The following is a 23,724-nucleotide window of genomic DNA, read 5'->3' on the forward strand; positions in this document are numbered from 1 at the left end:
CTGCCGCGATTCGTACGAGGGGTGACCAGATGCCATTGTTCCGACTTGGTGATCACGGCTCGGCGGTGGCCGAGATCCGCGCCATCCTCGTCGGACGTGGTCTGTTGCCCGACGATGGATCCTCCAGCGCCACACACGGTGGGCCGGCGAACGGGTGGAATCTACCCGAAGCCGTCTTCGACGAGGCGTGTGACCGGGCCGTCCGTGCGTTTCAGCAGGAGCGCGGCCTGATCGTCGACGGCATCGTCGGTCCGGCGACCTACCGCGTCCTACGCGAGGCGTCCTACCGACTCGGCGCTCGAGTGCTCTCGTATCAGCTGTCGGCGCCCATGGTCGGCGACGATGTCGCCACCCTGCAGAGCCGGCTGCAGAACCTCGGTTACTTCACGTCGCTGGTCGACGGCATCTTCGGCCTGACCACTCACAACGCAGTCTGCCTTTACCAGAGTGAATACGGTCTCGCTTCCGACGGCATCTGCGGTCCGGCCACCCTGCGTTCGCTGGAGCGCCTCGGCACGAGAGTGACCGGGGGTTCGCCGTACGCGATCCGCGAAGAAGAGCACGTCCGTCGTTCCGGACCGCAACTGTCCGGGAAGCGGATCCTCATCGACCCCGGCTCCGGTGGACTCCATGCCCTGTCGACGGGTGAGGTCGCCGATCGCGAGTCGGAACTGCTGTGGGACCTCAGTGCTCGTCTCGAAGGCCGGATGGCGGCCGCCGGAATGCAGACGTTCCTGTCGCATGACGGTCGGGGACGTCCCGGGGACGACGAGCGCGCTCGCGTCGCGAATCTGATGGACGCCGACCTGATGATCTCGCTCCGCTGCGGCCATTACCGGAACGCGCGCGCCAATGGTGTCGCGTCGTTCTACTTCGGCAACAACGACTCGTACTCGACGATCGGGCGCAACCTCGCCGGCTTCATCCAGCGGGAGATCGCGGCACGCACGCCGTTGTCGGACTGCCGGACCCACGAGCGCACATGGGACGTTCTCCGGCTCACCAAGATGCCCGTGGCCCTCATCGACGTCGGTTACATCACGAACCCGAACGACGCTGCAGTGCTTGCTGATTCGGATTGGCGCAACGTCATCGCCGACGCCATCGTGGTGGCGGTGAAGCGACTGTACCTGCTCGATCAGGACGATCGTCCTACGGGCACTTATACTTTCGCGGATCTGCTGGCCGCGGAGAACAGCTCCCGCTGATCCGCTGCGGCCCGGTTCCCACCGGGACCGCCGTCCGCTGCCGACCGGCCAGGTCCATCTCGGCCATCACCACCAGTTTCTGCAGCGCACTCTCGACCTCGACCTTCCAGCCGAGTCCTTCGTCGAGCTCCAGTCGGAAACGCGGGAACCTCTGGTGCGACGACACGACGTCGAACCCGGAATCTTTCAGAAACGACGCGTCATTCATACAGTTCGTGCAGAGGTCGCCCTGTGGGTCGTCGAGAATCTCACGCGCGACTTCGACGATCGCCTCATCCGACCAGAGCTCGAGATCGTCGGCCACCCCACCCGCGCTCCCGGCGAGCACAAAGGGATCCGCGCCGGACCCGTTCCGTACCAGACCGAACGATTCGACCGCCCGGACGCCTCGTCGGATCAGGTCGCCCAGCACCGCGTCCAGCAGGATGGTGGCGACTTCGTCGTGGCCGGGCTCGGTACGGATGCTGGTGAGCAGCACGGCGTCGTGGCTGACCGGCGACGTAGGGAAGTGCTGCGACCGCGGAACACGATTGGGCGGCGCGTAGAAGGCTGTACCGATGACAGTGTTCGTGCTCGACTCGATCGCGACCTGCCCGCACGCACCCCAATCGAGGAGAAGACCCGAGATCCACGCCTCCTTGTCGAACTCGCTTTCGTAGGGTTCGAGATCGCCGGGGCCCGGTACCGTGCCGCGGCTTGTCTGCGCCACGGGCTCGACTTCCCAGAAGACGCAATTGCGGGTGTGGCGGGGGAGCGACGCGAAGGATCCCAGTTCCAACCGAGTGACGGACACACTCATGTCGGTGCGCCCCGGTCGAGAATTCCACGGATGCCGAATGTAGCAGCGCAACAACAGCTTTCGCTGTACAAGCGCCCGCTGGCTACGTCAATCGTCACTGTGACATTACTTCCGCGTCTAGGTGGTACCGGAAATCCCGCGTCGAAATTCACTTCTTCGGATCGATGAACTGGACAATGCGTTCCAGGTCGTCGACCGAGCCGAACTCCACCACGATCTTGCCTTTTCTTTTCCCTAGACTGACTGTAACCCTGGTGTCCAGACTGTCGGACAGTCTCTCCGCGAGATCCTGGAGGCCTGGCATCTGCATCGGACGGCGTTTCGGTGCCGACGGAGATTTCGCTTCCGGACCGTCGCCACGATTGGCGAGCGTGACAGCTTCTTCAGTCGCCCGCACCGACAACCCTTCGGCGACGATCCGCGCCGCGAGAGCTTCCTGAGCGTCGCTTCCGGTCTCGAGGGACAGGAGAGCGCGGGCATGGCCGGCCGACAGCACCCCCGCCGCGACCCGGCGTTGCACCGGAATCGGGAGTTTGAGCAACCGGATCATGTTGCTGATCAGCGGGCGAGAACGGCCGAGGCGAGAGGCGAGCTCCTCGTGCGTCACACCGAACTCCTCGAGCAGCTGCTGATAGGCCGCCGCTTCTTCGAGTGGGTTGAGCTGCGCACGGTGGATGTTCTCCAACAACGCATCGCGCAGCATGTCACCGTCAGGCGTCTCCCGCACGATCGCGGGGATGGCCTCGAGCCCTGCCTCCTGGCTTGCCCGCCACCGGCGCTCACCCATGACGATCTGATAGACGATCCCATCCGCGGTGGGCTGCTTGAGTCGGCGCACCACGATGGGCTGCATCAGCCCGAACTCTCGAATCGAGTGCACGAGCTCCGCCATCGCCTCGTCATCGAAGACGGTTCTGGGCTGACTGGGATTCGGCTGGATCTCCTTCGGGGGCAACTCGCGGTACACCGCGCCCGCCTCTTCCGGGCTGAGAGGTTGCGTCCCGGTCGCCTGCGTAGCGGCAGTCGGCGAGGTCTTGACGCCATCATCAGCTGTCGTCGGACCCTTGCCGATGACGACATCCGCTGCGGCGTTGCCGAGGCGCGGGGCGCCCGATTGGTCGTCGGCAGGCCCCGTCGGAATCAGCGCCGCGAGCCCTCGTCCGAGTCCACCCCGGCGCTGAGCGGCGTCTCGTTGACTCATTGGTGCTCCCTTTCGCGATGATGGTCGTGAGTCGGCGTGTCACGTGAACCGCGGCGATACCGGATCACGCCGGCGCCCCCTCGGCAGCCCGCAACGCCAGTTCGCGTGCGGCATCGAGGTAACTCATTGCGCCGCGAGAGCCGGGGTCGTACTCGATGATCGTCATCCCGTAGCCGGGGGCCTCGGACACCTTGACGCTTCGCGGGATGATCGTGCTCAGCACCTTGTCGCCGAAGTGGCGCCGCACTTCTTCGGCCACCTGGTCGGCCAGTTTCGTCCTGCCGTCGTACATCGTCAGCACGATCGTGGAGACGTGGAGCTCACGGTTGAGGTGCGCCTGTACGAGTTCGATATTGCGCAACAACTGTCCGACGCCCTCGAGTGCGTAATACTCGCACTGGATCGGGATGAGAACCTCACGGGCTGCCACCATCGCGTTGACGGTCAGCAGACCCAGTGATGGGGGACAGTCGATGAACACGTAGTCGATCTGGTACTTGGCAAGCACATCGTCGGCGAGCGCATTACGCAACCGATTCTCGCGGGCCACCAGCGACACGAGTTCGATCTCGGCGCCGGCCAGATCGAGAGTCGCAGGCACGCAGAACAGGCCGCGCTGGCTGGGCGACTCCTGGATCGCTTCCTCGAGGGTCACTTCACCGAGCAACAACTCGTACACCGATGCGATGTCCTCTGCGCGATGATCGATGCCGAGCGCGGTACTGGCGTTGCCCTGGGGGTCGAGATCGACAACCAGAACGCGAAGACCGCGCAGCGCGAGTCCCGCCGCAAGGTTGACGGTCGTCGTGGTCTTCCCGACGCCGCCCTTCTGATTGGCGACGGTCATGATCCGTGTATGCGGCGGTTTGGGTAGTTGCCCCGCACCCCCGGGAGTCAGTACCTGACTCGCGCGCTCGGCGGCCATGGCGATTGGGGTGTCGGCGAAGGGCTGGCCGTCAACTCCGGGGTGACCCCCTGCCGCAGTTTCACGTGAAACATTCGGGTCTTGATCGACCACGCGTGGACTCCTTTGACCGACCTCGTACGGACTCGCGTCCGTACCGCCGGCGGCTGTAGCTGCCGACCCTACGGTCGCGGAAGCGTCCATTGCAGCACCTTCGGGGGTGCCGACAGAACGCTTCCTATTCTGCGCCCTCCGCGGACTCCACACCAATCCGATCGCCTCCTCAGCGCCGTCCGGAACGGCCACCGCGCGACCGCTCGGTCTTCGTTCCCACGATCACGGTCGTCGGCGTCTCGAGAACGCGATCGCCACACGTGTGAACCGTCAGTTCTGTGATCCCAGAGCGCCCGACCACCGCCCGATCGCGTTCGATCTCTTCGGCGGCTGACGACCCCTTGATCGCGATCATCTGGCCTCCGGGACGGACCAGGGGAGCGGACCATTTCGCCAACCGTTCGAGCGGCGCGACTGCTCGCGACGTCACCACATCGGCGGGCTCGACGACGGCGCGTACCGCCTTCTCTTCCGCTCGCCCTCGGATCACGATCACGTTGTCCAACGAGAGCGCGGCAGCAGCACGGTCCAGGAAGGTACTGCGCCGGAGTAGCGGTTCGATGAGCGTGATCGAGAGATCCGGACGTGCAATGGCGAGGGGGATGCCGGGGAGGCCGGCACCGCTGCCGATGTCGATCACGCGCGATCCGTCGGAGATGAGCTCACCGAGTACGCCGCAGTTGAGGATGTGACGATCCCACAGTCGCGGGACCTCTCGCGGCCCCATGAGTCCGTGGTCGATCCCGTCGGTGGCGAGGACGCGCCAGTAGTCCACCGCCAGCGCCACCCGCTCACCGAAGACATCAGTCGCGATGTCTGGCGGAACCGCCAACGCATCAAGATCGTGCTCGTGCCCGGGTTGTGCGTCAGACGGCACTTCGCCTCCGTTCGAGTGGGATACCTAGACAGTGTTTCACGTGAAACCCAACCTTCTGGCAGGTCGGTGCACATCGGGTCCTAGCGCGATGTTTCACGTGAAACACATCGATGTGATTCGACGACAAACCGGCGGAACTGAGCGCAACGTCCCGTCGAACCCGCGATCGACATCTGCGTCGCTTTCGCCCCCTCCCGCTCCCTGGTCCGAGAGATCCGCTAGATCTCTGGCCCTGGGGCCAGACGCAAAAGCCGCCAGGCCCAAACATGCGACGAAGAAGCGCGGTCGAGATCGACGAGCCTCGATAGATTCGCGACGCATCTCGCCAGGACCCTTCGTGACGGCCTCCGCAAGCTCCGGCCTCCTCAGGGAGCAGGGGGTGACGCGCCCTCCGCAAGCTCCGGACGCTCCTCAGGGCACGGGAGGCGACGCGCCCTCCGCAAGCTCCGGACGCCCTCAGGGAGCAGGTCGTTCATTCGGACCAGGGGAGCACGGACTCGGATGTTCACGAGTGTTCTTCCATGGTCCACAACAGTCGCCAGGCTGAAGATAGTGACGTGCGAGCCCTGCGCCACCCAGCTCCCTGAGGTGCGAGCGAAGCGAGCCTCGAAGGGTCTGATGACGACCGTTTCGATTGACACTCCGGTCCCGGAAGGAAGCGTCACGTGACAATTCGACCAGTTTGCGTCCGGACCGAGCAGCGAGCGGTGTCGTTGGCCAGTGGCGACGCGTGGCGCGGGTATCCCAACCCGCCGGAGAGTCACTGCCGCGGTCCGCGCTGCCAACACCCGGAACTGCCCTGGCGTCACAGCGGCCGCCGAGACTGCAACTCGGCAGCCGCTCGACCGAACGGGCCTCGACCCGGTCCGGGCAATGAACGGCTTTTGGGCTCTCTCGTCGCGTCCGGCACACGTGGCCATCCACCGCGCTACGAGGACGTCCATGGTGCGAGTTGGCGCTACCGCCATGTGCAGCAACGTCGCCGACTGAGTCGGCCACCGGGCGCGGGGGATCGAGGCATCCGAAGGTGACGGTTACGCATTCCGTCGGCGACATCCCGGGACGTTTGACCGCAACCCGAGTTGCAAGGGGCGCCGACCGTCGACTCGATCGTGCACATCAACGCCCCGCGCGCATCCGTTCTGTGCGCCGCCTCAGCGGACGAGTCGTGTTTCACGTGAAACAACAACCGTGTAAGTAGCCCACAGCGCGCAACGCCGTCGAAACGCCACCCGCTATCGCGGCACACAACCAAGCACTACCCGGAGACGAAGCAGGCCCCGACCGAGACGGTCGGGGCCTGTTCACCTCCGTGGGGGAGGGGAGTACTTGCTACGAGGGGAGGACCACCACGCGACGTTTCGGCTCTGCACCCTCGCTCTCGCTGACGACGCCGTCGACGACCGCGACCGCGTCGTGCACGATCTTCCGCTCGAACGGAGTCATCGGATCCAGCGCTTCGCGCTCGCCGGACGACAGGACTCGCTCGGCGACCTCACGACCGAGGCGAGCCAGTCGATCGCGGCGATCAGCCCGCCAACGGGCGATGTCGAGCATCAGGCGGCTGCGTTCACCTGTCGCCTGCTGGACCGCAAGGCGGGTCAGCTCCTGGAGCGCGTCGAGGACCTCACCCTTGCGCCCGACGAGCTTCGTCAGGTCGTCGCCGCCATCGATGCTGACGACTGCTCGGTCGCCATCCACATCCAGGTCGATGTCACCATCGAAGTCGAGGACGTCGAGCAGCTGCTCGAGGTAGTCGCCGGCGATCTCGCCTTCTTCGACCAGACGGTCTTCGTCGTCTTCGTCCTCATCCGAGTCGTCGTCATCGGAGTCGTCGTCATCGGAGTCGTCGTCGACGTCGGTCTCGTCCGCGGCGTCATCATCGGCGTCGCTATGCACCGCTTCCGTGACGGCGTTCTCCGCCACCGCACCGTCGTCGCCGGCGGCCGACGAAGACGTGTCGGCCTGGTCCTCGGTCTGGGATCCCGCCGTGGTCTCGGCGTCCGTACCGGCTTGAGTTGCAGTCTCTGCTGTCATCTCATTCACCTAACTTCTGTGCTTCATCGAACAAGTCTGGGGCGGTCATCGTTTGCCACCGCGTTTGTTTCCGCGTTTGGCCGTCGAACGGCTTCCGCGGTTGTGGTTCTGCTTCTTGCCCGGTGCGGCGCCGGCGCCGGGGCGTGTGGGCTTCTGACCCGGCTTGGGTTTGGCTCCCGCCCCGGTGTCCGCTGCGGCGGTCGTCGACTCGTCGGGCGATGCATCTGCGTCGACACCCTCGGTCCCGGCCTTGTCCGACGATCCGTCCTTCGAGAGGGAGACGTTCGTCGAGTCGGCGCCGTTGGTGTTCGTCGCCGCGGGCTTCTTCTTCCGGTCGGGTCGCGCGCCCGGCTTCGGCGCATTGGCCTTCAGCTTCTCCTGCTTGAGGAGCTTGGCCTCTTCCTCTTCCTTGGCGATGTGCCCGAAGACGATGTGCTGCTGACCGTAGGTCCAGATGTTGTTGCTCATCCAGTACAGGAGGATGGCGACCGGGAAGAACGGACCGGTCACGAGGATGCCGATCGGGAAGACGTACAGCGCGAGGTTGTTCATCATCCGGGTCTGCGGATTCTCCAGCGCCGCTTCGGGCTGACGGGCAACCGACGCACGCGAGTTCAGGTGCGTCGCGATGGAGGCGACGATCATCATGGGGATGACGACGAACGCGATCTGCGGGCGCGTGAAGTCGATGGGGGAGCCGGGCTCGACGAAGGCCTGGAACTCGGTCGCCGGCTCGACGAGGTAGGACGACAGCGGGACACCGAAGAGGCGGGCGTCGAGGAAGTTCTGCACCTGTTCGGCGCTGAACACGTAGTTGCCCTGGGACCGGGTCTCTGCCGCACTCATGCCGAGCTGACCCATGCCGGTGCCCATACGGTTGAACGAGCGCAGCACGTGGAACAGACCGATGAAGACCGGGATCTGGAGCAGCATCGGCAGGCAGCCGAGCATCGGGTTGAACCCGTGCTCCTTCTGCAGCTTCTGCATCTCCTCGGTCATCTTGACCCGATCCTTGGCGTACTTCTTACGGATCGCCTGGAGCTGCGGGTTGATCTCCTGCATCTTCTTCGTGGTGCGGATCTGCTTCACGAAGGGCTTGTAGAGAATCGCACGCAGGGTGAACACGAGGAACACCACCGACAGGGCCCAGGCGATGCCGTCGCCACCGGGGGAGTTCGGTGTGACATGGCTGAAGAGCCAATGCCAGACCCACATGATCCCGGAGACCGGGTAATAGATGAAGTCGAGCACGGGTCAGTTACCCCTCACTTGTTGTACTCACAGAGCACGCGTCTCGCCGGACGCGTGCTGATGGTTTCGAGGTCGGTGTGTGCCGGTCGCCGAGCGCCACAGGTCGCGGCATAGTTCGCCGAAGCCGCGTTCGGGAACCGGGTCGTAACCGGGTTTGTGCCAGGGCCCGCACTTCGCGAGCCGGATGACCGACAGCACCGAGCCGTAGAGGAAGCCGTGCCGGTCCAGTGCCTCGACCGCATATCCCGAGCAGGTGGGTTCGAACCGGCAGGACGGCAGACGCATCGGCGACACCCAGGTGCGGTACAGCTCGATGAGGAAGATGACGGTGCGGCGGGGGAGGAGGCGGACTCCGCGCCACAGGCGCGCGCCGGTTCCGCTCGAGGCCGCGTGCGGAGTCGTCGAATCCGCCTCGGTCTCAGGTGACGGCGTGGTGTCGGTGTTGCCCATCACCGCGGTCCCGCTCCGTCGGCCGACGCCGCGACGGCCTCGGACAGGGCGAGGACACGACGACTGGTGAACGCGTCGCGGAGCTGGTCGGCGAGCTCGTCGCTGGATCGCTCGGCCGCGCTTCGGCGGGCACGGACGACCACATAGGTCTCGTCGGGAAGCAGATGCGATGCGCCGGCGAATGCCGCGCGCAGTCGGCGGGCGACGAGATGGCGCGTCACCGCATTGCCGACGGATTTGCTGACCACGAGACCGAACCAGGGACCACCGGACATCGCCACGTCCCGTCGAAGGCTGCGGGGGTCGGGCCATTCACGACCGACCATCGCGAGATGGACGACGAAGTCACGACTGTTCACCCGCGCACCGGACTTGAGGGTGCGAGAGAAGTCGGATCCCCGTGAGATCCGATGAAGGGGCGCAGTCATCGAACAGCTGACCGGGCCCCGTACGGGACCCGGTGAGAGCCGACGATCAGGCGGTGAGCTTCGCGCGGCCCTTGGAACGACGGCCGCTGACGATCGCACGTCCGGCGCGGGTCCGCATGCGCAGACGGAATCCGTGCACGCGCGCGCGACGACGATTGTTCGGCTGGAAAGTACGCTTGCCCTTGGCCACGGTGACTCCTTGTGCTCCCTGTGGGCACGCCGGTTACCCGGGCATGACCCACATGTTGTCGTTGGTCTGTTGATCCAGGACGGTGCCGAACTGGTGTCGGTGATGACTCGGCGAACACGGAAGTTCGCCGCGCAAATCCGCAACCTGGATGACCAGTCGAGACTACTGACACCGGGCGTCCAAATCAAACGGCGACGTCCGTTCTCCGGGACCGTTCGCGACCAGTGTGTTCTGGGCCACGAAAGCAAGATTGTCAGCAGAATCGAGTCAAACGTCCCGATCGCTTTGTGGCCCTCCCCGACCTCTGTTACGTTCACTCACAGCGTCGGCCACCCCTCCCGTCGAGGTAGATCCTCGAGGACCTGGCTCCGACCGAAGTCCCCAGTTCGTCACCTTTGTACACAGGTGTGGATAACCCTGTGGAGAGACGGGGACTCCGGCGCAGATGCCACCGCTCTCGTGAACGCTGGTAGTTTTCCGGACCAGGAGGCCAGCCCCGTGACTTCAGACCGAGACACTTTCGGCGAGGTGTGGCAACAGGTCGTCGCCGAACTCAACGACGACGAAGCCGCACGCGACCACGAACCACTGACACGCCAGCAGAAGGCGTGGCTGTCACTGGTTCGACCCCTGACCCTCACCGAAGGCTTCGCCCTGCTGACCGTGCCGACGGCGCTGGTCCAGGAACAGATCGAGCGCAATCTCCGGGAGACCATCCGCTCGGTCCTCAGCCGCCACCTCGACGAACCCGTCGATCTCGGCGTCCGTATCGCCACCCCGCGTAACGACGAGCCGGTGGCGGAAACACCCGTCCCCGACGTACGGCCCATCGCCGGAACGGCCGCAGCGGTCGACTACACGGCCGCCCCCGTGGGCGCGGGCCGCGCGCCGTCCCCGATGCCGGAGTCGACGCGCCCGTCCGGCGACTGGGCGTCGTACTTCGCCGAGCGGCCCACCTCGACGCCGCCGGCCACCGGCGCAAACCTCAACCCCAAGTACACCTTTGACACCTTCGTCATCGGCGCGTCGAACCGGTTCGCGCACGCATCGGCGGTGGCGGTCTCGGAAGCCCCCGCCCGGGCCTACAACCCACTGTTCATCTGGGGAGAGTCCGGACTCGGCAAGACACACCTGCTGCACGCCGCTGGCCATTACGCGCAGCGCCTCTTCCCGGGCATGCGGGTCAAGTACGTGTCCACCGAGGAATTCACCAACGACTTCATCAACTCGCTCCGCGACGACCGGCGGGTGGCGTTCAAGCGCCGGTATCGCGACGTCGATGTGCTGCTGGTCGACGACATCCAGTTCCTCGTGGGCAAAGAAGGTATCCAGGAAGAGTTCTTCCACACCTTCAACACCCTGCACAACGCGAGCAAGCAGATCGTCATCTCCTCTGACCGGCCGCCGAAACAGCTTGCGACACTGGAAGATCGGCTCCGTACACGGTTCGAGTGGGGCTTGATCACCGATGTCCAGCCGCCCGATCTGGAGACCCGGATCGCGATTCTGCGCAAGAAGGCGCAGATGGACAACATCGCGGTTCCCGACGATGTACTCGAACTCATCGCGTCGAAGATCGAGCGCAACATCCGTGAACTCGAGGGTGCACTCATCCGCGTGACGGCGTTCGCGTCGCTCAACGACGCTGCTCTCGACAAGTCCCTGGCCGACGTCGTCTTGCAGGCCCTGCTGCCCAACTCGGGGACCCTGGAGGTCAGCGCGGCGAGCATCCTCGCGATCACCGCCGAGTACTTCGACATCTCTGTCGAGGAACTACGAGGTCCCGGTAAGACACGGTCGATCGCCCAGGCCCGCCAGATCTCCATGTACCTGTGTCGTGAGCTCACCGACCTCTCGCTGCCGAAGATCGGCGAGACCTTCGACCGCGATCACACGACGGTCATGTACGCCGAACGGAAGATCCGCAAGGAGATGGCCGAGCGCCGCCGGGTGTACGACCATGTCCAGGAACTCACCGCCCGCATCAAGCAGCGCGCCGTGGGCTGACACGCTCACACCTACAGCTCTCCGCACCCCCGAGGCCACGACGGCCCGGGGGTGCGGTCGTCTGAGGGTGTTCCGCCGCCCGCAGTGGCATCCGATGGCGGCCGCGATGGCCCGTCCGAATGCCAAGTCTGGTCCTTAGGTCGAGAGTCTTCGACGCCGTGGACCGCCTTCCCGCAGTAGGATTCGGCCGACATCGACGCTGCTCACGATCGATCACCAGCTGTGCACAATCCTTGGGATAACCGGGGTCGGCATGTGCATCGCCGGTGGACGCCGCGCGAACAACATGAGAACTCCACATCCCCGGACGGATCCGCTCGACGTTGCTCCACCGGTCATGCACACGTCCACACCCGCCCGGACTGGCCCGATGTCATGCTTGTCCACAGATTGCACAACTCCTATTACTGAGATGGATCCCTCTAGAAAGAGGTTCTTTTGTAAGAAGGTCTGTGCACAGACCGTCGCCGATCGGGTCGCCCGCGGCCGGCTCCGACGACGGTCTGACTTGGCCCCAACCACTCCGGCTCGGGCGGCGGCGTTCTACAGTGGGATTCCCGGATGCGGGATCCCACTCCAGGCCGGCCGACCCACTGCGGCGCCGACCCGGCGATCCAGGCGGGAACGAGAACGAGAGAAGGGCAACCTCCCAGCATGAAGTTTCGTGTCGCGCGTGACGAGTTCGCTGATTCCGTCGCCTGGGTGGCCCGCAGTCTCCCGTCTCGTCCGCCCGTCCCGGTTCTCGGCTGTGTGGTGCTCAACGTCGGCGAAACGGGCCTGACCGTCTCGGGTTTCGACTACGAGGTCTCGGCACAGGAAAATCTGGGCGCGGAGGTCGCCGAGCCCGGCCAGGTCCTGGTCTCCGGTCGGCTCCTCGCCGACATCACCAAGGCCCTGCCGAACAAGCCGGTCGACGTGACCCTCGACGGTGCACGCGTCGCCATCACCTGTGGCAGCGCGAAGTTCTCGCTCCCGACGATGCCGGTCGAGGACTACCCGCAGTTGCCCGACGTTCCCTCCGTCACCGGAACGATCCCGTCGCAGCTCTTCGCCGAGGCGATCTCGCAGGTGGCCGTGGCGGCCGGCAAGGACGACACCCTGCCCATGCTCACCGGTGTCCGCGTCGAGATCGAGGGCAACTCCGTCGTCCTCGCCGCGACCGACCGTTTCCGGCTCGCGGTGCGTGAATTGCAGTGGGAGCCTTCCGATCCCGACACCAAGGGAGCCGTCCTGGTGCCCGCGAAGACGCTCTCGGAGAGCGCCAAGACCGCAGGTGCCGAGGGCACCGGCGTCGTCTCGCTGGCGTTCGGTGGTGGCGCGGCCATCGGATCCGACGGCATCCTCGGCATCCTCGGCGAGACCAAGAAGACCACCACCCGCCTGCTCGACGCGGAGTTCCCGAAGTTCCGTCAGCTCCTCCCGGCCAGCCACACCGCCGTCGCCACCATCGACAGCGGCCCGCTGATCGAGGCGATCCGCCGTGTGGCCCTGGTCGCCGAGCGCGGCGCGCAGGTCCGGATGGAGTTCTCCGAGGGATCCGTGCTGCTCACCGCGGGCGGCGACGAGGCCGGCAAGGCCGAGGAAGAGCTGCCCGTGTCGTTCCAGGGTGAGCCCCTCACGATCGCGTTCAACCCCGGGTACCTGCAGGACGGATTGTCGGCGATCAACGCCGACGCGGTGGACTTCGGATTCACCACCCCCAGCCGGCCTGCCGTGCTCCGTCCGGCCAGCGGAGAGGATCCGGTCGCGGACGAGTCCGGCGCCTTCGTCGCTCCCGAGAGCGCGTTCAGCTACCTGTTGATGCCCGTCCGCCTCCCGGGCTGACGGCCGCCACGGCCTCACCGTCCTCAGGATCGACGCCGACTCGTGTTCGTCCGTGAGCTGCATCTGCGCGATTTCCGATCGTGGCGGGCCGTCGACCTCGATCTGGCACCCGGGCCGACGGTCTTCACCGGCCGCAACGGCTTCGGCAAGACCAATCTGCTCGAGGCGCTGTTCTATCTGTCGACGCTGCGCTCACACCGGGTGAGTTCCGATGCACCGCTCGTACACGCGGGATCGGCGTCGGCGTCGGTGACCGCGACGGTCGAGAACGACGGCCGTGAGCTGACCGCCGAGCTGCGGATCAATGCCGAGGGCGCCAACAAGGCGACCATCAACCGGAGCCCGGCTCGGCGACCCCGCGACCTGCTCGGCATCCTCCGTACGGTGCTGTTCGCGCCGGAGGACCTGTCCCTGGTGCGTGGTGACCCGAGCGACCGACGACGCTTCGTCGACGAGCTCGTCGCGCAGCGGGGTCCCCGTTTCGCCGCCGCCCGCGCAGACTACGACCGGGTCCTGCGTCAGCGGTCGGCCTTGCTCAAGACTGCCGCCGCGGCGCTGAGACGTGGTGGGCAACAGGCAGATTCGGTGGTCAGCACGCTTGATGTCTGGGACGGTCAGCTCGCGGATCTCGGCGGTCAGGTGATCGCCGCGCGGTTGTCGGTGCTCGCCGAGCTCGAGCCGCACTTCACCGGCTCGTATGCGTCCATCGCGCCGCATTCACGGCCGGCCGTGCTCCGGTATCGTCCCGCCGGCGGTGTGGAGATCGAGGAACACACACCCGAGGCGATCGCCGACGTGCTGGCACTACGCCTGACGGAGTTGCGCGACAAGGAGATCGAGCGGGGCCTGTGTCTCGTCGGTCCGCATCGCGACGACATCGACATCGTCCTCGGCAGCGATATCGCGAAAGGCTTTGCCTCACACGGGGAATCCTGGTCGCTGGCCCTGGCTCTGCGCCTCGGCTCCGTCGAGCTCACCCGCGCCGAAGGTGTCGAGCCGGTGATCATGCTCGATGACGTGTTCGCCGAACTCGACGCCAAGCGGCGCGCGCAACTCGTCGATTTCACCGCCGACGCCGAGCAACTCCTCATCACCGCCGCCGTCGCCGAGGACATCCCCGGGCGTATCGGTGGCCGGCGGATCGGCGTCGATGTGGTCGACGACGACGCGGGCCGACGGTCGCACATCGTCGACGGCGCGCTCGACGATGTGACGGCAGCGGGGGAGGAAGCCCATGAGTGACGATCGACCGTCCGGGTCCCCGGATCCCGCCGACCCCGCACCACGGCCGACACCGCCCGGCGAACTCGGCGGGTACGAACGTGCCCGCAAGGCGCTCGAGGAGGCCCGGGCACAGGCCCGCGCCGCGGGTAAGTCGGTCGGCCGGGGCCGGGCGTCGCCCGTCCGTCGGGTCCCGCGCGGATCCCAGGGGCGTCGACGCTGGTCCGGCTCCGGTCCGGATCCGCGGGATCCGCAGCCCTTCGGCCGGCTGGTCGGCGGGCTGGCGAAGGATCGCGGGTGGCAGGAGAAGATCGGCGAAGGCACCCTGTTCGGGATGTGGGAACAGATCGTCGGTTCGGACATCGCGGCTCATGCGAAGCCGGTTGCGTTGCGCGACAACGTCCTCCACGTGCAGGCCGAGTCGACGGCGTGGGCGACGCAACTTCGCTACATCCAATCCCAGATCCTCGCCAAGATCGCGGCCGCCATCGGCAACGGCCAGGTCACCTCGTTGCGGATCAGCGGTCCGAAGGGCCCGTCGTGGCGTAAGGGTGAACGGCATGTGCGCGGGCGAGGCCCACGCGACACCTACGGCTGACGCGCCGCTAGCAGAGTCGACCGCACTTTACTGGTTGCAGAGCCTCGTGGGCCGTTTTCCATCCCCAAGCCACGATCGAACCGGGATCGAGGCAAAAAAATCGTTCTGAGGGCCTGTTAGCGGCCCCGGATGCGCGTTCCAGGGCGAGTCAGGCAGTACACTGTGGAGAGTTGTCCCGACAGGGGTGCACAACAGCAGACAGACAGCGCCTCCAGGCTACCCGGATGTACCCACCGGGTATTCCTGTGCGCGCAACCGCCGTGTGCCCCGTCGAGAAGGATCGACGACGGATCCGGAGACCACCTGATCCGTCGATGAGCAGAACAGGAGCGGACGCACCTCGTGGCCGACACCAACGACACCGGACCGAAGAAGAACAAGAAGAAGCCGTCAGAGTATGGCGCCGATTCGATCAACATCCTCGAAGGTCTGGAAGCCGTCCGCAAACGGCCCGGCATGTACATCGGATCCACCGGTGAGCGAGGGCTGCACCACCTGATCTGGGAGGTCGTCGACAACTCGGTCGACGAGGCGATGGCCGGCTTCGCCTCGCGCGTCGACGTGACCCTCCTGGCCGACGGCGGTGTCCAGGTCGTCGACGACGGCCGCGGCATCCCGACCGGCATGCACCGCACGGGCGTGCCGACGGTCGAGGTCGTCATGACCCAGCTGCACGCCGGAGGCAAGTTCGACTCCGACGCCTACGCGGTGTCCGGTGGTCTGCACGGCGTCGGCATCTCGGTGGTCAACGCGTTGTCCACCAAGGTGGAGCTGGAGATCCAGAACGACGGATTCAACTGGGAGCAGACCTACACCTACGCGACACCCGGCGCCCTCGAGAAGGGGACCCCGACGCGCAAGACCGGCACCACGGTGCGGTTCTGGCCGGACCCCGAGATCTTCACCGAGACCACACGATTCAACGCCGAAACCGTGGCGCGTCGTCTGCAGGAGATGGCCTTCCTGAACAAGGGCCTCACCATCACGCTGACCGATCAGCGCCCGCAGGCCATCGAGCCGCCGGGTGACGCCGACGGTGACGAGGAGAGCGGCACCACCGAGGCCGCCGAGGTGGTGAAGTCCGAGGAAGAGAAGGCCGCCGCCGCGGCCAAGCCGAAGACCCGTACCTATCACTACCCCGACGGGCTCGTCGACTACATCAAGCACCTCAACCGGACCAAGCAGTCGATCCACACCACCGTCGTCGGCTTCACCGGCCAGGGCACCGGCCACGAGGTCGAGGTCGCGATGCAGTGGAACGCAGGTTATTCCGAATCGGTCCACACCTTCGCCAACACCATCAACACCCACGAGGGTGGTACCCACGAAGAGGGGTTCCGCGCCGCGCTGACCCTCACCGTGAACAAGTACGCGGTGGACAAGAAGCTCATCAAGGACAAGAAGGAAGACCGCCTCTCGGGTGACGACATCCGCGAGGGCCTCGCCGCAGTGATCTCGGTGAAGGTCGGGGATCCGCAGTTCGAGGGCCAGACCAAGACCAAGCTGGGCAACACCGAGGTCAAGGGATTCGTCCAGCGCGTCTGCAGTGAACACCTCGGACACTGGCTGGAGGCCAACCCGGCCGAGGCGAAGACGATCATCAAGAAGATCGTCGAGTCGCAGCGGGCCCGGATGGCAGCGCGCAACGCCCGCGATCTGGTGCGCCGCAAGACCGCCACCGACATCGGTGGCCTCCCCGGCAAGCTCGCCGACTGCCGCAGCAACGATCCCGGCAAGTGCGAGGTCTACATCGTGGAGGGCGACTCGGCCGGCGGCAGCGCCAAGTCGGGCCGCGACTCGATGTACCAGGCGATCCTTCCGTTGCGCGGCAAGATCATCAACGTCGAGAAGGCGCGAATCGACCGGGTGCTCAAGAACACCGAGGTCCAGTCGATCATCACCGCCTTCGGCACGGGCATCCACGACGAGTTCGACATCAGCAAGCTCCGCTATCACAAGATCGTGCTGATGGCCGACGCCGACGTCGATGGTCAGCACATCTCGACCCTCCTGCTCACCTTGCTGTTCCGCTTCATGCGGCCGCTCATCGAGCACGGTCACGTGTTTCTCGCGATGCCGCCGCTGTACAAGCTCAAGTGGCAGAAGTCGGCTCCGGAGTTCGCCTATTCCGACCGCGAGCGGGACGGACTGCTCGAGGCCGGTCGTGCGGCGGGCAAGAAGATCAACACCGACGACGGCATCCAGCGGTACAAGGGTCTCGGTGAGATGAACGCCAAGGAACTGTGGGAGACCACGATGGACCCGGCCGTGCGTGTCCTGCGCCAGGTCACCCTCGACGATGCCGCGGCCGCCGACGAACTGTTCTCCATCCTGATGGGTGAGGACGTCGCCGCCCGACGCAGCTTCATCGCCCGCAACGCGAAAGACGTTCGCTTCCTCGATGTCTGATCGCGGGTTCCTGCGATTCCGCTCCGATCGGAGAAAGTACACACATGACTGACACCACCCTGCCGCCCGCCGGCGGTGAAGGCGATCGCATCGAGCCCGTCGATCTCGGGCAGGAGATGCAGAAGAGCTACATCGACTACGCGATGAGCGTCATCGTGGGCCGTGCGCTCCCCGAGGTCCGCGACGGTCTCAAGCCGGTGCACCGCCGCCTCCTCTACGCGTCCTTCGACGCCGGGTTCCGCCCGGACCGCAGCTACGTCAAATCGGCGAAACCCGTTGCGGAGACGATGGGTAACTACCATCCGCACGGCGACACCGCGATCTACGACGCCCTGGTGCGCCTCGCCCAGCCGTGGTCGATGCGGTACCCGCTCATCGACGGTCAGGGCAACTTCGGCTCGCGAGGCAACGACGGTGCCGCGGCGATGCGTTACACCGAGGCCCGGCTCACCCCGCTGGCCATGGAGATGCTGCGCGACATCGGCGAGGAGACAGTCGATTTCGTCCCCAACTACGACGGCAAGACGAATGAACCGACGGTCCTGCCGTCGCGTATCCCGAACCTGCTGATCAATGGTTCCGGCGGTATCGCCGTCGGTATGGCGACGAACATGCCCCCGCACAACCTCAACGAGGTTGCCGATGCGGTGTTCTGGGCGCTGGAGAACCACGACGCCGACGACGAGACCACCCTCGCCGCGTGCATGGAGTGCATCAAGGGACCCGACTTCCCCACGGCCGGACTGATCGTCGGCAGCCAGGGGATCAAGGACGCCTACACCACCGGGCGCGGCAGCATCCGGATGCGCAGTGTCGTCGACATCGAGGAGAACAAGGGATCCACCACGCTGGTGGTCACCGAGTTGCCCTACCAGGTCAACCCGGACAACCTTATCCAGTCGATCGCCGAGCAGGTCAACGAGGGAAAGCTGAAGGGCATCAGCCGGATCGAGGATCAGTCCTCGGACCGCGTCGGCATGCGGATCGTGGTGACGCTGCGTCGCGACGCCGTCGCGAAGGTCGTCCTGAACAACCTGTACAAGCACAGCCAGCTGCAGACCAGCTTCGGTGCGAACATGCTGTCCATCGTCGACGGCGTGCCCCGCACGCTGCGTCTGGACCAGATGATCCGCTACTACGTGGCGCATCAGATCGACGTCATCGTGCGACGGACGCGGTACCGGTTGCGCAAGGCCGAGGAGCGCGCCCACATCCTGCGTGGTCTGGTGAAAGCCCTTGACGCGCTTGACGAAGTGATCGCGCTGATCCGCCGCTCGGCCAACACCGAGACCGCGCGTACCGGCCTGATCGACCTCCTCGACATCGACGAGATCCAGGCCGATGCCATCCTCGCGATGCAGTTGCGCCGTCTGTCGGCCCTGGAACGCCAGAAGATCGTCGACGAACTCGCCGAGATCGAACTCGAGATCGCCGATTACAAGGACATCCTCGACCGGCCCGAGCGTCAGCGCGCCATCGTGCGCGACGAGCTCAAGGAGGTCGTCGAGAAGTACGGTGACGAGCGTCGGACCAAGATCATCGCGGCCGACGGCGATGTCAGCGACGAGGATCTGATCGCTCGCGAGGACGTCGTCGTCACGATTACCGAGACCGGATACGCCAAGCGCACCAAGACCGACCTGTACCGCAGTCAGCGTCGCGGCGGCAAGGGTGTGCAGGGTGCCGGGCTCAAGCAGGACGACATCGTCAAGCATTTCTTCGTGTGCTCGACCCACGACTGGATCCTGTTCTTCACCACCAAGGGTCGCGTCTACCGCGCCAAGGCCTACGAGCTGCCCGAGGCGAACCGCACCGCCCGTGGTCAGCATGTCGCCAACCTCCTGGCCTTCCAGCCGGAGGAGCGGATCGCCCAGGTCATCCAGCTGAAGACCTACGAGGATGCGCCGTATCTGGTGCTCGCCACCCGCAACGGCCTGGTGAAGAAGTCGCGACTGGTCGACTTCGACTCCAACCGCTCCGGCGGCATCGCGGCGATCAACCTGCGTGGCGAGGACGAGTTGGTCGGCGCCCAATTGTGCAGCGCCGACGACGATCTGCTCCTGGTGTCGCAGAAGGGACAGTCGATCCGGTTCCACGCCGACGACGAAGCCCTGCGGCCGATGGGCCGGCAGACCTCCGGCGTCCAGGGCATGCGGTTCAACACCGACGACACGCTGTTGTCACTGAACGTCGTCCGCGAGGGCACCTACCTGCTGGTCGCCACGTCCGGCGGGTACGCCAAGCGGACCGGTATGGACGACTACCCGGTGCAGGGTCGCGGCGGCAAGGGTGTGCTGACGATCGCCCACGATCGTCGACGCGGTGAACTGATCGGCGCGCTCATCGTCGACGACGACTCCGAGCTCTACGCCATCACCTCGGGGGGCGGCGTCATCCGCACCACGGCGAAATCGGTGCGCAAGGCCGGACGCCAGACCAAGGGTGTCCGTCTGATGAACATCGACGAGGGCACCACGGTCATCGCCATCGCCCGCAACGCCGACGAGCCGGACGAGACAGAGGTCTCTTCCTAGGCGTTAGGGTGAAGGCCACTGTTGCTCGACCCGTCGCGAGTCGACGGGTCGGGGAACGGCGGGCTCGGACCCGGCGCCGAGCGAGCAACGTCAGGAACGCCTGAGTGAGGGAATGTCTGTGAGCACACCGAACGAGCCGCATCAGGACCAGAACGGGCGCCCCGCCGGGGGACCGGCGGGACCCGGAACGGGAACCCCGACCGGGGGACTGGTGCCGCCGTGGCAGCGGGGGCCGGCCGACGATCCGTCGGCCGCCCCGACCGAGACGTTCAACCGCGACGCCGCCCAGCGTCCGAGCACCGGCGAGGGCCCAGCCGGCCCGCCGCTGAACAACCCGGGCGGCCCGCCGCCGCGTGGCGTCGTGACGAACAGCGGCACCGCTGCCGCCAGCATGAGCGGCCAGCAGGCCCCGGTGACCAAGCTGGAGAGTCCGCGCCGATCGGGTACGGCGACGGCGACCGAGGAACCCGGCTTCGTCGAGTCACCCACCAGCACGATCGACCGCGGACACCTTCCGGAGAACGATCTGCCCGACCTCGATCAGATCCACCACACGGCGGACCTGAAGCGACCCGAGACGGCACAGGCGCCGGGATCCAAGCCCTCCGCACCGCGGTCGGCGCCTCGCCAGGTACTCGCCGCCGGGACCGCGCTGCGCGCCTCGGTGCAGGTGCGTCGGATCGACCCGTGGGCGACGTTCAAGGTCGCGGCCGTGCTGTCGGTGGTCGGGTTCTTCATCTGGATGATTTCCGTCGCCGTGCTGTACCTCATCCTCGACGGCATGGGCGTGTGGGATCAGGTGAACAACAGCTTCGGAACGCTCATGGCGGAGGAATCGGCCGCGAGTAACGACGTGATCGGGGCGGGCACCGTCTTCGGCGCCGCGGCGCTTCTGGGCGCCATCAACGCCATCCTGCTGACCGCGCTCGCGACGATCGGCAGCTACATCTACAACATCTGTGCCGACCTCGTCGGCGGCGCCGAGGTGACTCTCGCCGACCTCGATTGAGTGAGCGCCTGACCAGCCGTTTTGTTTGTTGGGGCATCGGTCAGGTAATCTCACTCCTCGGTTCAAGGGCCTATAGCTCAGGCGGTTAGAGCGCTTCGCTGATAACGAAGAGGTCGGAGGTTCAAGTCCTCCTAGGCCCACTGCGACAGATGTTTTCGGACATCGGAATCTCGCATCCCGCCGAACCGATCGGGACGGCACGGGGCCTTAGCTCAGTTGGTAGAGCGCTGCCTTTGCAAGGCAGATGTCAGGAGTTCGAATCTCCTAGGCTCCACCACTTCACCTCGAAGGCGACGCAGCGGCTCGACGAGCCCTCGTCGCCTTTCGTGTTTCCGCGGCCGGGTGTGCCAGCCCCGACCCCAGGTGCGACGCGTACGCGAGGATCACCGTTGAACGAGACGGCTGTCCGCGAGGATGGTCCTCGGCAGTCGGTATCGACGAACTGGGTGAGGATGAACGAATCGAACGAGCACGCGAACCCACGGGTCCTCCTTCTCGGTGGGCGGGGTGCGGTGGGCACCGTCGTTGCCCGCGAACTCGAGCAGGACGGTCACGTCGTGACCGTGACGAGCCGCACGGCGCGCGGGGACGCCCGGATCGATCTGCGGGCCGACCTCGCGACCCTGCGCGAACTCGCTGCCGAACACGATGTCGTCGTCAACGCCTCCGGCATCGAACGCCCGGAGCTGGGAGCCGCGATCGTGCAGACGCCGCTGGTCGACATCTCGGCCTCCGGCGCCTATCTCGACCGACTACGCGCCACCGCCACCGGACCCGTCGTCCTGGGGGCAGGCCTCGCGCCCGGGCTCAGCACCATCCTCACCGCCGCACTCGACTCTCGCTCCGGCGACGACCTCGACGTGTTCGTGATGCTCGGCGCGGGTGAGAAACACGGTCCCGCCGCGGTCGCGTGGACCGTCGGACTGGTCGGCTCCGACGTCCACTGCCCGCCGGAGACTCGGCCGGTGCGGAATCTCCGGGAAAGCCGGCAAGCGACCGGACCCGACGGCCGGACCCGGCGCTACCTACGCGCGGACTTCCCCGACCATGTCCTTCTCGGCGACAGACCCGGCGTGGTCCGGTCGTATCTCACTCTCAGCTCGGCCCCGATGACCGCGGCACTCGGCCTGATCGGGCGGGTGCCGGCGTTGCGCAGCACGCTGACGTGGGCGCCTCCCCTTGGTTCCGATGCCTGGCACGTCATCGCCGAGAATCGGCGCACCGGTGAGCGTCGGGAGGCCTCCGGGACGGGGCAGTCCGACGCCACGGGCCAACTGACGGCGCTGGCCGCCATCCGCGCCGCGACGGAACTCCATGGCGCCAAGAGAATAGTGACGATGGCCGACCTGGTCTCACTCGACGACGCGCTCACGGTGCTGAGGTAGGTCCGCTCCTACGCTGCGGCGTATTCGACGATCGACACGCCGGTGTCGAAGTCGTGTGCGCTGACGCGTCGAAACCTCCTGGGCGCGTACCGGCCGGGCGCCATCAGCGGAATGCCGCTCCCGAACATCACCGGCTGACGTTTGAGGACGAACCGGTCGATCTCGTCGGCCAGCTGATTCGCGAGGTCGCCGCCTCCGCAGAGCCAGATGTTTTTTCCCTTGCGCTGTTTGAGCTCACGCACCAGCTCGACCGGGTCGCGGTCGGTGAACGTCACGCCGTCGACCTGTTCGCGTTGTTGATGGGTGAAGACGTACTGGTCGAGGTGACGATACGGACTCGTCACCTCAGGCAACCCGGCGGCATAGGTACCGGCTCCCATCAGGACGGTGTCGAACATCCCTGTGCTCTGGTCGATCCCGAGTGCGGCGGCGTAGTCGGTCGGGATGGTGTCGGCGAACCGCTCGTTGATGCCGTCCATGTGATCGCCCTCCATCAGAAAGGCGTCGAACTGGCCGTCCGGTCCGGCGATATACCCGTCGAGACTCACGGCCACGTAGTACACGAGTTCACGCATGCTGTTCCCCAATCACTTCAGATGTAGTGGTTGAGAAACTACAGCACATGTAGTGGTTGCGCTATCGTTTTCTCATGGCCCGCAACGATGACCGCCGACGTGCGCTGGCCGACGCGGGTCTCGAAGTGCTCGCCGACGCCGGCGCGCGGGGGCTCACCCACCGCGCGGTGGACCGGGCGGCCGGCGTGCCCCTCGGTACGACGACGAACTACTTCCGTTCTCGCTCAGCACTTCTCACCGGATTGGTGGAGCGCATCTACGAGCGACTGGCACCGAGCGACGAGTTCATCGCTGAGCGGGCCGGACGCACACCGACGCGGGAGCTCTTCGCCGAGTATCTCCGCAACATCGTCGAGCGTCTGATGGCAAACCGGACTGTCACCATCGCACTGATCGAACTCCGGTTGGAAGGAATTCGACGCCCTGAGGTCGCGGAGATCATCGGCGAATGGCGTCGGACCGGTTTCGCCGGGGACGTGGCGTTCAACGAACAAGCGGGCTTACCGGGGTCGGCACGGGAGATCGCCCTCTTCCACTACGCCGTCGACGGCCTCCTGCTGGACCAGCTGACCGGTCCGCTGCTCCCGGATGTGCCTGTCGACGACATCGTCGACGCGCTGGTCGACGGGTTGCTGCCGGGCTGAGATCACGCCGTCCGACTCCGGCTCCGGGTCGACGATGGCCGGGAATGGCACCCGCTACC

The 23,724-nt window shown here is 66.0% G+C and carries 20 protein-coding genes and 2 tRNA genes; 12 read left to right on the top strand and 10 right to left on the bottom strand.

Annotated elements, in window-relative coordinates; translation table 11 throughout:
* Window positions 1-29: 29 nt before the first annotated feature.
* Entirely contained in the window at window positions 30-1,208 is a 1,179-nt protein-coding gene (locus tag LEL84_RS14440) for an N-acetylmuramoyl-L-alanine amidase (protein ID WP_065630848.1), read from the top strand.
* Here LEL84_RS14440 and LEL84_RS14445 read toward each other — a convergent pair.
* From LEL84_RS14445 to rpmH, 9 genes are all read right to left on the bottom strand, one after another.
* Entirely contained in the window at window positions 1,153-2,007 is an 855-nt protein-coding gene (locus tag LEL84_RS14445; protein ID WP_065630847.1) for a hypothetical protein, read from the bottom strand. The genes LEL84_RS14440 and LEL84_RS14445 overlap by 56 nt on opposite strands.
* Before the next feature lie 148 nt (window positions 2,008-2,155).
* Window positions 2,156-3,208, bottom strand: coding sequence for a ParB/RepB/Spo0J family partition protein (locus LEL84_RS14450; RefSeq protein WP_226511997.1), 1,053 nt, complete (start codon window positions 3,206-3,208; stop codon window positions 2,156-2,158).
* Window positions 3,209-3,272: 64 nt separating this feature from the next.
* A complete protein-coding gene (locus LEL84_RS14455; protein WP_065630845.1) occupies window positions 3,273-4,226 on the bottom strand; it encodes a ParA family protein in 954 nt (317 codons plus the stop codon).
* A gap of 169 nt (window positions 4,227-4,395) precedes the next feature.
* Window positions 4,396-5,103 (bottom strand): 16S rRNA (guanine(527)-N(7))-methyltransferase RsmG, encoded by a 708-nt coding sequence (gene rsmG, locus LEL84_RS14460; protein WP_065630844.1) that lies wholly within the window; start codon window positions 5,101-5,103, stop codon window positions 4,396-4,398.
* A gap of 1,332 nt (window positions 5,104-6,435) precedes the next feature.
* Window positions 6,436-7,140 carry a protein jag gene (locus LEL84_RS14465; RefSeq protein ID WP_065630842.1) on the bottom strand — a complete coding sequence of 235 codons (705 nt, stop codon included), beginning with the start codon at window positions 7,138-7,140 and terminating at the stop codon, window positions 6,436-6,438.
* A 45-nt stretch (window positions 7,141-7,185) separates the two neighbouring features.
* Window positions 7,186-8,391: a membrane protein insertase YidC gene (gene yidC / locus LEL84_RS14470; RefSeq protein ID WP_226511998.1), complete on the bottom strand. Its 1,206-nt coding sequence runs from the start codon at window positions 8,389-8,391 to the stop codon at window positions 7,186-7,188.
* A gap of 27 nt (window positions 8,392-8,418) precedes the next feature.
* Window positions 8,419-8,841, bottom strand: coding sequence for a membrane protein insertion efficiency factor YidD (yidD, locus tag LEL84_RS14475; protein ID WP_226511999.1), 423 nt, complete (start codon window positions 8,839-8,841; stop codon window positions 8,419-8,421).
* Window positions 8,841-9,269, bottom strand: coding sequence for a ribonuclease P protein component (gene rnpA, locus LEL84_RS14480; RefSeq protein WP_065630840.1), 429 nt, complete (start codon window positions 9,267-9,269; stop codon window positions 8,841-8,843). Before rnpA ends, yidD begins: the two co-directional genes overlap by 1 nt.
* 46 nt (window positions 9,270-9,315) lie before the next feature.
* Window positions 9,316-9,459, bottom strand: coding sequence for a 50S ribosomal protein L34 (gene rpmH, locus LEL84_RS14485; protein WP_004020968.1), 144 nt, complete (start codon window positions 9,457-9,459; stop codon window positions 9,316-9,318).
* 498 nt (window positions 9,460-9,957) lie between these two features.
* On the opposite strand from rpmH, the gene dnaA reads away from it, so the two are divergent.
* The 10 genes from dnaA (at window position 9,958) to LEL84_RS14535 (ending at window position 22,446) form a co-directional block, all read left to right on the top strand.
* The gene (gene dnaA, locus LEL84_RS14490; RefSeq protein ID WP_226512000.1) at window positions 9,958-11,466 is read left to right on the top strand and encodes a chromosomal replication initiator protein DnaA; all 1,509 of its coding nucleotides are present in this window, start codon (window positions 9,958-9,960) and stop codon (window positions 11,464-11,466) included.
* 654 nt (window positions 11,467-12,120) lie between these two features.
* Window positions 12,121-13,290: a DNA polymerase III subunit beta gene (gene dnaN / locus LEL84_RS14495; RefSeq protein ID WP_058252995.1), complete on the top strand. Its 1,170-nt coding sequence runs from the start codon at window positions 12,121-12,123 to the stop codon at window positions 13,288-13,290.
* 42 nt (window positions 13,291-13,332) lie between these two features.
* Window positions 13,333-14,532: a DNA replication/repair protein RecF gene (recF, locus tag LEL84_RS14500; protein ID WP_226512001.1), complete on the top strand. Its 1,200-nt coding sequence runs from the start codon at window positions 13,333-13,335 to the stop codon at window positions 14,530-14,532.
* A complete protein-coding gene (locus LEL84_RS14505; protein ID WP_065630837.1) occupies window positions 14,525-15,109 on the top strand; it encodes a DUF721 family protein in 585 nt (194 codons plus the stop codon). The genes recF and LEL84_RS14505 overlap by 8 nt, the downstream gene beginning before the upstream one ends.
* A gap of 342 nt (window positions 15,110-15,451) precedes the next feature.
* On the top strand, window positions 15,452-17,518 hold the full coding sequence (gene gyrB / locus LEL84_RS14510) for a DNA topoisomerase (ATP-hydrolyzing) subunit B (protein ID WP_068970742.1): 2,067 nt from the start codon (window positions 15,452-15,454) through the stop codon (window positions 17,516-17,518).
* Between the two features lie 44 nt (window positions 17,519-17,562).
* Window positions 17,563-20,052: a DNA gyrase subunit A gene (gene gyrA, locus LEL84_RS14515; protein WP_058252999.1), complete on the top strand. Its 2,490-nt coding sequence runs from the start codon at window positions 17,563-17,565 to the stop codon at window positions 20,050-20,052.
* A 118-nt stretch (window positions 20,053-20,170) separates the two neighbouring features.
* Window positions 20,171-21,061 carry a DUF3566 domain-containing protein gene (locus tag LEL84_RS14520; protein ID WP_058253052.1) on the top strand — a complete coding sequence of 297 codons (891 nt, stop codon included), beginning with the start codon at window positions 20,171-20,173 and terminating at the stop codon, window positions 21,059-21,061.
* A 66-nt stretch (window positions 21,062-21,127) separates the two neighbouring features.
* A tRNA-Ile gene (locus LEL84_RS14525) sits at window positions 21,128-21,201 on the top strand.
* Between the two features lie 61 nt (window positions 21,202-21,262).
* Window positions 21,263-21,338, top strand: a tRNA-Ala gene (locus tag LEL84_RS14530).
* Between the two features lie 175 nt (window positions 21,339-21,513).
* A complete protein-coding gene (locus LEL84_RS14535; protein WP_068970741.1) occupies window positions 21,514-22,446 on the top strand; it encodes a saccharopine dehydrogenase in 933 nt (310 codons plus the stop codon).
* An 8-nt stretch (window positions 22,447-22,454) separates the two neighbouring features.
* On the opposite strand, the gene LEL84_RS14540 is transcribed toward LEL84_RS14535, so the two are convergent.
* Entirely contained in the window at window positions 22,455-23,021 is a 567-nt protein-coding gene (locus tag LEL84_RS14540; RefSeq protein WP_068970740.1) for a dihydrofolate reductase family protein, read from the bottom strand.
* Window positions 23,022-23,095: 74 nt separating this feature from the next.
* Here LEL84_RS14540 and LEL84_RS14545 point away from each other — a divergent pair, with 74 nt between their 5' ends.
* Window positions 23,096-23,665, top strand: coding sequence for a TetR/AcrR family transcriptional regulator (locus LEL84_RS14545; protein ID WP_068970739.1), 570 nt, complete (start codon window positions 23,096-23,098; stop codon window positions 23,663-23,665).
* The last annotated feature ends 59 nt before the right edge of the window (window positions 23,666-23,724 follow it).

The organism is Gordonia sp. WA4-43 (assembly GCF_020520305.1).
GTDB lineage: Bacteria > Actinomycetota > Actinomycetes > Mycobacteriales > Mycobacteriaceae > Gordonia > Gordonia hongkongensis.